Here is a 13,692-nt window from a genome sequence, read left to right as displayed (position 1 = left end):
ATGTTTATCCGGCAGGAACAACAACAATCAAATGGAATGTAAAAGATGTTAACGGAAATGATGCTGTTGAAGTAATTCAAACCATAACCGTAACCGATAATCAAATTCCTGTGATTGCTTCAAACGGAGATCAAAATGTAAATACTGATCCAGGAGTTTGCGGTGCAAACATAATTGTTTCTGCAACAGCGACAGACAATTGTACAGTTGGAACTCCAACAGGAGTAAGAAGTGATGCCAAATTACTTTCGGATGTTTATCCGGCAGGAACAACAACAATCAAATGGAATGTAAAAGATGTTAACGGAAATGATGCTGTTGAAGTAATTCAAACCATAACCGTAACCGATAATCAAATTCCTGTGATTGCTTCAAACGGCGATCAAAATGTAAATACTGATCCAGGAGTTTGCGGTGCAAACGTAATTGTTTCTGCAACAGCGACAGACAATTGTACAGTTGGAACTCCAACAGGAGTAAGAAGTGATGCTAAATTGCTTACTGATGTTTATCCTGTAGGAACAACAACAATCACCTGGAATGTAAAAGATGTTAATGGGAATGATGCTGCGGAAATCACTCAAACTGTAATAGTAGCAGACAATGCCTTGCCAACAGTCGTAACAAAAAACATTACGGTTCAGCTTGACGTAACAGGGAATGTTACAATTCAGGCTTCTGATGTAGATGATAATTCATTTGATAATTGTTCAATCCAAACCATAGCAATTGATAAAACGTCATTTACTTGTGCTAATATAGGATCAAATACAGTTCAGTTAAAAGTTACAGACAAAAATGGAAATTTTGATACTAAAAACGCCATTGTTACAATTGAAGATAAAATAGCTCCAGCTCTTGCAACAAAAAATATCACCATTCAACTTGATGCTTCTGGTAATGCAACGATTCAGGCTGCAGATGTCAATAATAATTCATCTGATAATTGTGCCATTGCAACTTTAACGGTTACGCCAAAAACATTTACATGTGCAAATGTGGGTAACAACACCGTTACACTTACTGCTACAGATGGAAGCGGAAACAGTGCTTCGCAAACGGCAATCGTAAAAGTAGAGAATAAAATTGCACCAATTGCTTTAGCAAAAAACATTATAATTCAGCTTAATGCAGCAGGAACTGCAGCAATAACAGGTTCAGATGTAAATAATGGCTCAACAGTTTCTTGTGGAACTCCAACTTTAGCAGTTTCTCCAAGCACATTTACTTGTGCTAATGTAGGAGCTAATACAGTTACGCTAACCGTTACAGATGCAAACGGAAATGTTTCCTCTAAAACTGCCACAGTAACCATTCAGGATAAAATTGCTGCCACAGTCCTTACGAAAGATGTAACCGTTCAGCTGAATGCTTCCGGAAATGCCTCAATAACAACAGCGCAAATCAATAACGGAAGTACTGATACATGCGGTATAGCTTCAATTACAGTTAGTCCGGATACCTTTAGCTGCAATAATGTTGGGGAAAATGTAGTAACGCTTACAGTGACTGATGTAAACGGTAACGTTTCTAAAGAAATCGCAATTGTTACTGTTCAGGATAATATTCTGCCAATAGCTAAAACAAAAGATTTAACAATACAACTTGATGCTTCCGGAAATGCATCCATAACAGCAGCACAAATCAATAACGGAAGTTCTGATAACTGTGGTATTGCTACGGTAAGCCTTGATAGACTTTCTTTCGATTGTACAAAAGTTGGTGTAAATACAGTGATTTTAACCGTAAAAGATAAAAATGGTAACACAGCTACGGCTACTGCAAAAGTTACTGTAGTAAATACATTTGCGGATAATGATAAAGACGGAATTCCAGATAATTGTGATAATGATGATGACAATGACGGAATTTCAGACGCATCAGACAATTGCCCAATTACCTTTAATCCGTATCAGGAAGATCGTAACCATAATGGTATTGGAGATGCTTGTGATAAAGATCAGGTAAACATCTCTCAGGCTTTTACTCCAAACGGAGATGGTATCAATGATACCTGGGTTGTTTCTAATATCGAATATTATCCTGCTTCAACAGTACGTGTTTTCAATCGTTGGGGAACAGAAGTATTTGTTGCCAGAAATTACCAAAATGACTGGGACGGACATTACAAAGGAAATTCAAGTTCGTTACCTGAGTCAAGTTCATATTACTATCAAATTGATTTAGATGGAGATGGTAAAACAGACAGAGAAGGTTGGATATACATTAACAGGTAATTGAAAAAATAAAATTTTAGAAATGAAAATAATTAAAAATATACTGGCAGGAGCATTACTACTTTTTAGTAGTATGCTTTTTGCCCAACAAGAAAGTCTTTTTACAACCTATCGTTATCACATGAATATTGTGAATCCGGCTTATGCAGGTGTAAATGGAGAAACTGTTTTAGCAAGCACCATTCGCCAGCAATGGACAGGAATTAAGGATGCGCCGCAAACACAGGCAGTATCTTTTGGTACATCAGTAGGAAGTAACCTGGGACTGGGTGTTTCGATGGTCTATGATAAAACCTTTATAGAAAAGCAAACGCAATTAGGAATTGATGTATCGTATAAAATTCAGGTAGGTGCACTTACGGATTTGTATTTAGGAATAAAAGCCGGAGGAAATTTCTATAATGTTAACACCTCAGGTCTTGAAACGTATGTGCCTCAGTCAGATCCGGCTTTGGAGACCATCAACCAGTTTAATCCAAATGTAGGTGTTGGGGCATTATTAAAAAATGATAAATTTTTCGTATCCCTTTCTGTTCCAAGAATATTGAATACTGAGCGTGCAAGAAATAAAGATGGTTATACTGCTGTTGCAACAGACAGAGCCCATGTTTATTTAAGCAGTGGTTATGATTTTGATTTTGAAACGGCAACATCATTAATCTTAAAACCATCCTTTATGATGCGTTATGTTAATGGCGCACCTCTTTCAGTAGATCTTAATTTGATGTTGCAAATAGAGAAATTTTTAGAAATAGGAGCAAGTTACAGAGTAGACAATGCCTATGCAGGAATACTGGGATTCAATATTAGTGATCGCATGACCCTGGGTTATGCTTACGAAGTAAGTACGGGTAATGTAATGGCAAGTGCTAAAAACTCAAACGAATTTTTCCTTCGTTTTAAGTTTTAAAACAATAAGAACACAATGATCTGAACTGTGTTATTTTTTATTTTTTGAGTAGGAAAAAAGAGGGCATCTGTAGGTAGATGCCCTCTTTTGATTTATACCAGTCATTGAGAATGACCATCAATATTATTCGATTTTTTTTAAAACTTCCCGGGCAACGGCTTTATAGGCTGCCGAATGATTTGCGTAATCCTTATTTAAAATAATTTTTAATTCAGGATGAATCCAGTCGTGGTAATTCCCTAAAACATATAAAGTTCTGATCGAATAGGCTTTTGTAGCCACCTTAGTATCACTGATTAACCAGTCAAAAGTGGCTTCAATACAATCCTGCAGATTAGTTTCAGAAAGTAAAATGCTGTTTTCGTTTTTTTTATAATGTGATTTTACTAAAAGCTGTACTATTTTAGCAATGGGCCGAATCGCACTTTCATCTTTTAAGGCTTTTAGGTTGCAACAGAAAAAATCAAGATGAGGCTGAAGCCAGATCAATTCTTCGTATGATACAAATTCTAAAATCCAACAGGCTTTGTGATTGTTCTTGTCTGATGGCGCAAAGCAAATTTGAACCAATTCATCAAAAAATAACGGATTTTCTAAAACATACTGAGCAACTTTAAGCCTGTTTTCTCTATAGGCACTTACGTAGTCTAGTTTCGTTTGTAATTCAGAAAGCATGTTTTGTGGTATTTTATACATCTAAAATAAGTAATTTAATGAAACGGTCCCGTAATAATTTGTAGGAAGCCCCGGATAATAATATCTCGGAGATGAGGTTCCGGCTGCAACCGCATTAGGCAAAATCAATGAAGCATATTTTTCATTCGTAGCATTATTTATACCAAAAGCTAAATTGGTGTTGAGATTAGGGATAATTTCAAAACCATATCCGGTTTTAAAATGGAGTAAGCGGTAAGAATCTGAATAAACAGAATTGGCATCATTAAGCGGAATTTTATCTGTAAACTGATAATCGGCAGAAAAATAAATGCCTGAACGGGTGTTTATGCTAATTCCTGCATTTACTTTATTGGCCGGAACACCGGTTAATTTATTTCCTGAATAATCATTTCCGTTATCTGCAAAATCTTTAAATTCATATTTACCCAAAGAAGCACTGATAAAAGAGTTTAAAGTAAAAAAAGAATTAATCACCCAGCTGTGTTTTGTCATAATTTCGATTCCTTCATGAAATGTTTTTCCGGCATTTATACCTTCATATTGATCGTCGCCGATTCTTTTTGCTACTAATAAATCCTTTATTTCCATTCGATATACGGCAAATTCAGCGTAAAGGTTTTTGTTAAAGAGATAGAATTTTCCACCACCTTCAAAATTATACCCGCTTTCAGGTTTTATATCCTTATTTATATTTCCTGTACTTGTAAGAGTTTCTTCTGTAGAAGGCAATGAAAAACCGTGGCTTACCGAGAAGTATAAAGTCTTTTCAGGATTGGGTTTAAAAAGGAAAGACAATTGTGGGGAAAAGATTCCGTTATAATTGTATTTTTCAGTTGAAGAAATAGTATTGGGGAGAAAGTTTGTTAGTTCAAAATGAGTGGCATTATAATTCAGTCCCGCCTGAATTTCGATTTGATCAGAAAGCAAAGTTCTGATTTGAGAAAAGATATTGTAAAAATGCCTTTTCTGATCCGTTTCAGTAAGTTGCATGCCTTGTAAACTACCTTTGCCATTATTGGTTTTGTAGAGATTTTCAAAAGTATTTCCGCTATAGTTATCCGTAAAATATTCAATCCCGGCAATAAACTGATTTTCGATTTGACTGATTTTAAAATTCCCAGAAAACTGCGTTCTTCCTCCTGTTCCAAAAGTATATTGGCGCAAAATGTCAAAAGGCCGTGGTTCATTACTGTCTTTGTAATTCACAAAAATGGATGTCGAATTGCTAAGATGTTCGTTTATTTTAAAATCATAAGCCAATCCAGCCAAAGTCGATTTGTATTCTTTAAATCCTTTAGATGCCACCCAGGTTGGTGCACCCAATTTCGGATTGTTATCAAACACTTCCTTACTAATAGAGCTTGGTATGTAAGCTTTCAGATAAGTGTAATTTGTAAAATAGGTAAGTTTACTGTTCTTCTTTTTGAATAATTCTCCTCCAAGTGTGATTCCTTCTCTGTCATAAGCACTGTTTTCCCGCCATCCATCTGTCTTGAGTTTGTGATAGCTGATATTTAAACTTGAAGTTTTTTCGTTTAAACTATAATTCAAACTATTTTTAAGTAATCCAAAAGAACCATAAGTGCTACTGATACTGGCATTTTCTCCTGTTGTTTTTAAAAGTTGAGGTGAAATTAAAATCGCACCGCCCAAACCTGCACCATAAATACTCGAAAGCGGGCCTTTTATAACTTCAATCTGACCGATGTTTTCCAGATCAATATCATCAATTACCGTTTCGCTGTTTCCTGAAGTCAGGGGAATACTGCCATAAAAAGCCCTGATTTTATTAGTCCCGTAAGGTGTTCTGGCACCAATACCGCGAATCGAAATCCGGGTTGTGGTAAAATTGGAAGATTGCATAAAAACTCCGGGAACCGTATTGATTACCGTGCTAATATCTGTGGCATTATTTTGAGTCAGCTCTTTTTTGGATAAAACACCAATTGCGGCGGGCGTATTTTGCAATCGGTTATTAACATGAAGAGGGCTAATGATAACTTCTTCAAGTTTCTGTGTTTTTACAGAATCAATAGTTTTGCCTTCTTTATTTTGTGCCTTTATATTCTGGAAACATAAAAGAACAAAAAAGAGAAAACAATATTTCTTTAAAATCATAAAAGGGTTTTGATGGGTTTTGACGCAGCATTTTAACACATAGAAGTATGGGGCTTAAAGGTATAAATGTGCAAAGAGATGTAATTCTTTTTTATACCCTTTCAAAAAGAGAAAACCTATATTTCTATGTGTTTAAAATATTTACTTAGAAGTTCGAAATTTATTTATTCGCAATAACCTTCCAAATTGTATTTCCGCTATCATCATTAACCAACAGCGATCCGTCCGGGGTTACTGTTACGGCAACCGGACGTCCGTAAACTTCAGCTTTATCAGCGTTTGCGACAAAACCGGTTAAAAAATCTTCAGGTTTTCCTGAGGGTTTTCCATTGGTAAAAGGAACGAAGACCACTTTATAACCTGATATTATCGCGCGATTCCAGGATCCGTGCTGGCCTACGAAAATTCCGTTTTTGTATTTTGCAGGAAATGCATTTTTAGTATAAAAAGCCAATCCTAACGAAGCCGTGTGAGCCCCAACCGGAACATCAGGAACTATCGCTTTTGCAGCGAGGTCTTTTCGCTCACCTTTCATTCTTGGATCTAAATTATTTCCGTAATAAGAATAAGGCCAGCCATAAAAACCATCTCTTTTGACACTCGTTGCATAATCAGGAACAAGATCGTCGCCCAATTCGTCACGTTCGTTCACTGCTGTCCAAAGTTCCTTGTTTACAGGATTCCAGTCCATTCCAACTGGATTTCTAATACCTGCTGCATAAATTTTTTCGCCAGTTCCGTCAGGATTAATTTCAAGGATTGCAGCACGGCGAACCTCTTTGTCCATTCCGTTTTCACCAACATTACTTCCGGACCCCACAGAAACATAAATTTTCGTTCCCTCGGGATTCGAAATTATATTTCTTGTCCAGTGATTGTTATAACCTCCGGCAGGAAGTTCAAGGATTTTAGTTCCTTTTGTTTCTAGTTTTAGCGGACTGTTTTTATAAGGATATCGGTATAAACCATCAGTGTTGGCAATGTAGAAAAAGTCTTTTAGAACCAGCATTCCAAAAGGTTTATTTAAGTCTTTTATAAAAACTTCACGGGTTTCAAATTTGCCGTCTTTATCTTTGTCACGCAAAACCGTAATTTGATTTTTACTCGTTCTTGTGCCACTTTCCACAACAAAAATATCGTTGTTTGGTGCGATATAAGTCCAACGCGGATTTTCGAAACCATCTGCAAATTTAGTAACGGTAAAACCTTCGGGAGCCGTTGGCGTTTTTCCTTCAGGCCAGCCAATAACTTTACTATTGTTCGTTTTTGATTCAGTTGCGTAAGGCGGAGGTAATGTAAGATCGCCAACAGCAGTTTTTACAATTGTGTTGGGTTGTTTAGCCAAAGCTTCTTTCTCTTCTTTTTTTACCTGTCCGTTACAGGCTGTTATTATGGTTAATAAGGATATGGAAAACAGTTGTACGGTATTTTTCATTATGATTTGAGGTTAAATATTTATAGAACAACAATTTAGTAAAATTTAAAATGTTTTTAAAGAAAAATTTGTAAATATTATGCGATATTTAACATTCTTAAAAAAATACGTCTACAGTATATTTTGATACTTACAGTTTGGTTGTAATTCTGTATCTTTGCGCATTATTTTAAACATAAAAATAATGATACAACTTCACGATAAACAATTTGTTCCGTTTATTTCGGCTAAAGAAATCGATTTTGCTTTAACTAAAATAGTAGCACAAGTGCAGGATGATTTTGGAGATGATACTCCAATTTTTATTGGCGTTTTAAATGGTGCATTTATGGTTGTTGCTGATTTTTTAAAAAAGTACAAAAGCCCTTGCGAAGTTTCATTTATCAAAATGGCATCTTATCAGGGAACTGAAACTACCAATACGGTAAAAGAATTAATTGGTATTAATCAGGATTTGTCAGGCAGATCTGTTGTCATTATTGAAGATATTATCGATACAGGAAATACGATTGAGGAATTAAAACACCTCTTTAAAGAACAAAATGTAAAACATTTTAAAGTAGCGACCTTATTCTTTAAGCCTGAAGCTTATAAAAAAGACATTAAAATAGACTACATCGGAATCAGGATTCCAAATAAATTTATCGTGGGTTACGGATTAGACTACGATGGTTTGGGACGAAATTTGTCCGAAGTATACAAATTGGCAGAATAATAATAAACACACACACACACAACTATATATTCATTTAAAACTTCTTGTAAAAAACAGAAGTAACAACACTCACTCATATTATGATTAATATTGTTTTATTTGGAAAGCCGGGAGCAGGAAAAGGAACTCAGGCAGAATTTTTAAAAGAAAAATACAAATTAACACATCTTTCAACAGGGGATATTTTTCGTTTTAATTTAAAAAATGATACAGATTTAGGTAAAAAAGCAAGAGGTTTTATGGACAATGGAGAATTGGTACCTTGCGAACTTACAACAGCAATGTTAATAGACGAGGTAAAAAAACATCCGGATACAGCAGGTTTTTTGTTCGATGGTTATCCAAGAACTTTAGATCAGGCAATAGCCCTGGATAAATTTTTACCAACAATTGGGTCAAGTGTTACTGCTACAATCGCATTAGAAGCTGATGATGAAATTTTGGTAGCCCGTTTGTTAGAAAGAGGAAAAACAAGTGGCAGGGTTGATGATCAGGACGAAGAAAAAATTCGTGTAAGATATCAGGAATACAATGAGAAAACGGCACCATTAATTGATTATTATAAAGAACAAAATAAATTTCATGCCGTAAACGGTATTGGAGAGGTTAAAGAAATTACAGAGCGATTAACGTCAGTTATAGATAATTTGTAGAAGCTTTTTCCAGCTGTACGTTACATTCCGATAGCTTTCGGGACGCTAAAAAAACTTATTTTTCATGCCATAAAAACGGGCCGCTCCCGATGCTTCGGGAGTCTACTGCTTTATGGTACGAAAAATTAGTTTTTTTAGCTTTTACTTTCATCTGGATGACAATAGATTGAGGTTACAAATTACATTAACAGGACTATTTTATAACGAATAAAACACAAATTGGAAATACTAATAATATTTTTTCTAATACTATTAAACGGAGTTTTCTCTATGTCTGAAATTGCACTTATTTCAGCAAGAAAAAACAGACTTGAAACTGCTGCAAAAAAAGGAAATAAAAGTGCTAAAATTGCGCTTGATTTAGCCAATTCGCCAAATAAATTTTTATCAACCGTGCAAATCGGAATTACCTTAATCGGAATTTTGACCGGTATTTACAGTGGGGATAAAATCACCATAGATGTAGAAACATTTGTAAGCGGATTTGCAGTTTTAAAACCCTACGCACATTCAGTTGCAGTTGGGATTGTGGTGGTAGTTTTAACATTTTTCTCATTAGTTTTAGGAGAATTGCTGCCAAAGCGAATCGGATTAAATTATCCGGAATCGATAGCAAAAATGGTGGCAATGCCAATGAAGATTATTTCGATTATCACAGCCCCTTTTATCTGGTTGCTTACCACTTCAACAGATTTTTTATTGAATGTTTTTCAAATAAAACCCACTGCCGATGGTAAAGTTACCGAGGAAGAGATTAAGGCCATTATCAAAGAAGGAACAGAAGGAGGGGAAGTTCAGGAAATTGAACAGGATATCGTAGAGCGTGTTTTTCATATCGGGGATCGTAAAGTAAACTCTTTAATGACACACAGAAAATCTGTAGACATGTTGCCTTTTAATGCCGATAAAGCCAAAATAAAAGAACTGGTTTTAATGGACCTGCATACTGTTTATCCGGTATACCGTGATAATTACGATGATATTGTTGGAATCGTGACCTTAAAAAACATATTTGCAAACATCGAAAGCGATCATTTCGATTTGGGTGCTATAATGATAGATGCGCCCTATTTAATGGAGCAGACCACTGCTTATAAAGCATTAGAGAATTTCAAAAAAACAGGTGTTCATTATGCTTTAGTTTCTGATGAATATGGTGTTTTTCAGGGCATAATTACCCTAAATGATATTTTGGAAGCATTAGTTGGTGACGCATCTGATTTTTATAAAGACGAATTTCAACTGATAGAAAGAGAAGATGGTTCATGGTTAGTAGACGGCCATTATTCATTACACGACTTTCTGACGTATTTTGAATTAGACGAATTGACAAACGATTACGAGGTAAATACCGTAAGCGGAATGATTATGACTGAACTTTCTCATATTCCAAAAGAGGGTGAAAAACTAATCTGGCAAAAATTTGTGCTGGAAGTTATCGATATGGATGGCGTAAAGATTGATAAAGTGCTCGTAAAAGCGCTTAAAGAGTAAAGAGAATTTGTTTCAGGTTTTATTATGTTTCAAGTTTCAAGTTAAGTGTGTTACGCCAACTTGAAACCTGAAACTTTAAACTTTAAACTATACATAAACAAAAAGAAAATGACAGAAGGAAATTTTGTAGATTATGTTAAGATATATGTTTCTTCCGGAAAGGGAGGAAAGGGGTCTACACATTTACATAGGGAGAAATTTATTGAAAAAGGAGGCCCGGACGGAGGTGATGGTGGTCGTGGAGGACACGTATATTTAGTTGGAAATAAAGGTCTTTGGACACTGTTTCATTTAAAGTTTGCCCGTCATATTAAGGCCGGTCACGGTGGAGACGGAGGAGGAGACCGTAGTACAGGTGCAGACGGAGATGATAAGTTTATAGAAGTGCCTTTAGGAACTGTCGTAAAAGACAAAGAAACCGGAGAAACTTTATTCGAAATTACCGAAGACGGAGAAAAAAGAATTCTTTCTAAAGGCGGAAAAGGCGGATTAGGAAACTGGCATTTTAGAAGTTCAACCAATCAGACACCAAGATATGCTCAGCCAGGTTTGCCGGGTGTAGAAATGGATGTGATTCTGGAACTTAAAGTTTTGGCAGATGTTGGATTAGTAGGTTTTCCTAATGCAGGAAAATCAACCTTATTGTCCGTATTGACTTCTGCAAAGCCTAAAATTGCCGATTATCCTTTTACCACCCTAAAACCAAATTTAGGAATTGTCGCATACAGAGATTTTCAATCGTTTGTAATTGCTGATATTCCGGGAATTATTGAAGGTGCTGCAGAAGGAAAAGGATTAGGACATTATTTCCTGCGTCATATTGAGCGTAACTCAACCTTGTTGTTTTTAGTTCCTGTTGATACACCGGACATTAAGGGAGAATATGACATTTTGGTTAACGAATTAACCAAATACAATCCTGAAATGTTAGATAAAGAACGTCTTTTAGTAATCTCAAAATGCGATATGCTGGATGACGAACTGAAAGCCGAACTGAAAACAGAATTAGATGTTGCTTTCAAAGATATTCCTTATATGTTTATCTCATCTGTTGCCCAACAGGGGTTGACTGATCTGAAAGATAAGCTTTGGAAAATGCTGAATGATTAATAAAGTATTAGTTTTATACCAAAAGGTGTTCTGGAAACAGAACACCTTTTTTATTTTTCAGAATGTTAAATTCGTAATAAAATACTAAAAATGCATGAGCATCTTTATTTTTGATAATGGTTGGAGTGATATAATTATGAAAATGAGTTATATTCGCATCACTTAAACAAAATAACATGAAAAAAATAGTTTTATTCTTGACCATGTGCCTAATGGCTTTTCCTGTAAAAGCTGATGAAGGAATGTGGTTTTTGATGTTTATCGAAAGATTGAACCATAGAGATATGGAAAAAATGGGCTTACAACTAACGTCCGAAGAAATTTACAGCATTAATCACCATAGTCTGAAAGATGCAATTGTGCAATTTAATGGAGGTTGTACTGCTGAAATCGTTTCTAAAGAAGGGTTGGTTTTAACGAACCACCATTGTGGCTATAATGCAATTGCTGAACTTTCTACAGCAGAACAAAATTATTTAAAAGACGGTTTTTGGGCAAAACAAAAAAGTGCCGAAATGAAACCAAAATCATTATACGTTCGTTTTTTCGTTCGTATGGACGATGTTTCGAAAAGAATTTTATCAAAAGTAAATGATAAAATGACAGAAACTGAAAGAAACAAAATCATTCAGCAAGAAATTAACCTGATTGAAAAAGAAAACAACGAAGGCGGAAAATATACTGTTTCTGTTCGTCCTTTTTTTCAGGGAAATGAATATTACTATTTCGTTTATCAGGATTATACGGATGTTCGTTTAGTGGGAACACCACCTGAAAGTGTTGGTAAATTTGGCGGGGATACGGATAACTGGGAGTGGCCACGTCAAACCGGGGATTTTTCTATGTTCAGAGTATATGCTGACAAAGACGGAAATCCTGCAGCTTACTCTAAAGACAATGTGCCTTTGCAGCCTAAACATTACCTGCCAGTAAGTATTAAAGGGGTTAAAGAAAATGATTTTGCTATGATTTTAGGGTATCCTGGAAGAACAAACCGTTGGATGCCTGCTGGCGGAATCGAGCAAAATATAAAATATGCTTATCCTGCATGGGTTGAAGGTGCTAAAACCGGAATGGACCAAATGAAAAAGTATATGGATAAAGATGCAACAGTTCGTTTGCAATATGCGTCTAAATATGCTTCGACAGCAAACTACTGGAAAAACCGTCAGGGTATGATCGATGCTTTAACTAAAGCGGGAACGGTAGATGTTAAAACTGCACAAGAAGATAAATTCTACGAATGGGCAACTAAACCTGCTAATAAAGAAAAGTACGAAAATGTAATTCCAACAATTAATGATTATTACAGAGAAACGAACTTAAAAGCGACTCACGATAATTATTTATCGCAACTTTTACGTACTTCAAGCTATGCAACCGGACCAGCAAATTTAGGAAACGCATTGATTGCCTACTACAATGAAAATGATGCTAAAAAAGCAGAAATGCTGCCTAAGATTACCGCTATGATCGATAATATTTATGGCGAGTTTTATGCACCACTTGAAAAAGATGTGTTGACTGCTCAGTTAAACTTATATGCTGCTAAAGCTGCTGAATATGGTTTAGCGCCGCAAATAGCTAAAATGAAATCAGAGAATAATGGAGATTTTACGGCAGATGTTACAAAAGCAACTGAAATAAGTTATTTTACCTCTAAGGAAAAAGTGCTGGCTTTTATGGCTAATCCAAAACCATTGGCGATTGTACACGATCCTTTGTATATTATTTCTAATGATTTGCTAACAAAATATCGCGCTAAAACGGATGATCAGGCAAAAGCTGATGATGGTTTTGCGACTGCTTACCGTGAATTGGTTGAAGGCTTAAGAGAATCAAAATTAAATGCGATTCAATATCCGGATGCAAACTCAACTTTGAGACTGACTTACGGAAAAGTTCGTGCATTACCTGCAGATCCTCGTAACGATGCTAAAATAAACAATTACACCACTATGGAAAGCATGGTGAAAAAGTATAAAGCCGGAGATCAGGAATTTGACTTGCCAAAACGTTTATTAGAATTAAACCAAGCAAAAGATTTTGGACAATATGCGGATAAAGCGGGTTACATGCCAGTAAACTTTTTAACGGATAATGATATTACCGGAGGAAACTCAGGTTCACCGGTTATTAACGGAAAAGGAGAATTAATTGGTATTGCTTTTGACGGAAACATTGAAGCTATGGCAGGAGATGTTATTTTCGATCCAAAATTACAAAGAACAATTAACGTAGATATTCGTTACGTACTTTGGATTATCGACAAATACGCCGGAGCTAAAAATATTATTGATGAATTGACGATTGTAAAATAATCTCATATTTACTTAAAAATT

The 13,692-nt window shown here is 35.6% G+C and carries 10 protein-coding genes; 7 read left to right on the top strand and 3 right to left on the bottom strand.

The window, feature by feature from the left end; translation table 11 throughout:
• Window positions 1–2,237 (top strand): gliding motility-associated C-terminal domain-containing protein (locus ACHRWY_RS21015; RefSeq protein WP_395357276.1); only part of this gene is annotated, 2,237 nt, incomplete at its 5' end.
• A gap of 22 nt (window positions 2,238–2,259) precedes the next feature.
• Window positions 2,260–3,147, top strand: coding sequence for a type IX secretion system membrane protein PorP/SprF (locus tag ACHRWY_RS21010; RefSeq protein WP_395357274.1), 888 nt, complete (start codon window positions 2,260–2,262; stop codon window positions 3,145–3,147).
• A 123-nt stretch (window positions 3,148–3,270) separates the two neighbouring features.
• Here ACHRWY_RS21010 and ACHRWY_RS21005 read toward each other — a convergent pair whose 3' ends face one another.
• From ACHRWY_RS21005 to ACHRWY_RS20995, 3 genes are all read right to left on the bottom strand, one after another.
• Window positions 3,271–3,843, bottom strand: a complete 573-nt coding sequence (locus ACHRWY_RS21005) for a hypothetical protein (RefSeq protein WP_395357273.1) — start codon at window positions 3,841–3,843, stop codon at window positions 3,271–3,273.
• Entirely contained in the window at window positions 3,844–5,943 is a 2,100-nt protein-coding gene (locus ACHRWY_RS21000; RefSeq protein ID WP_395357271.1) for a TonB-dependent receptor, read from the bottom strand. It lies immediately after the preceding gene.
• A 160-nt stretch (window positions 5,944–6,103) separates the two neighbouring features.
• Window positions 6,104–7,378, bottom strand: a complete 1,275-nt coding sequence (locus ACHRWY_RS20995) for a PQQ-dependent sugar dehydrogenase (RefSeq protein ID WP_395357269.1) — start codon at window positions 7,376–7,378, stop codon at window positions 6,104–6,106.
• A gap of 184 nt (window positions 7,379–7,562) precedes the next feature.
• Between ACHRWY_RS20995 and hpt the strand changes: the two genes are divergently transcribed.
• The 5 genes from hpt (at window position 7,563) to ACHRWY_RS20970 (ending at window position 13,671) form a co-directional block, all read left to right on the top strand.
• Complete coding sequence (gene hpt, locus ACHRWY_RS20990) at window positions 7,563–8,093, top strand: hypoxanthine phosphoribosyltransferase (protein WP_395357268.1); 531 nt, start codon at window positions 7,563–7,565, stop codon at window positions 8,091–8,093.
• A gap of 80 nt (window positions 8,094–8,173) precedes the next feature.
• Window positions 8,174–8,746, top strand: coding sequence for an adenylate kinase (locus ACHRWY_RS20985; RefSeq protein ID WP_395357266.1), 573 nt, complete (start codon window positions 8,174–8,176; stop codon window positions 8,744–8,746).
• 219 nt (window positions 8,747–8,965) lie between these two features.
• A complete protein-coding gene (locus ACHRWY_RS20980) occupies window positions 8,966–10,240 on the top strand; it encodes a hemolysin family protein (RefSeq protein WP_395357265.1) in 1,275 nt (424 codons plus the stop codon).
• A gap of 108 nt (window positions 10,241–10,348) precedes the next feature.
• Entirely contained in the window at window positions 10,349–11,350 is a 1,002-nt protein-coding gene (gene obgE, locus ACHRWY_RS20975; protein ID WP_395357264.1) for a GTPase ObgE, read from the top strand.
• 176 nt (window positions 11,351–11,526) lie between these two features.
• The gene (locus ACHRWY_RS20970) at window positions 11,527–13,671 is read left to right on the top strand and encodes a S46 family peptidase (protein ID WP_395357262.1); all 2,145 of its coding nucleotides are present in this window, start codon (window positions 11,527–11,529) and stop codon (window positions 13,669–13,671) included.
• Window positions 13,672–13,692 lie beyond the last annotated feature (21 nt).

The sequence above is a fragment of the Flavobacterium sp. FlaQc-48 genome, assembly GCF_044007335.1.
Classification (GTDB): domain Bacteria; phylum Bacteroidota; class Bacteroidia; order Flavobacteriales; family Flavobacteriaceae; genus Flavobacterium.
This window is presented reverse-complemented; position numbering and strand designations above follow the sequence as displayed.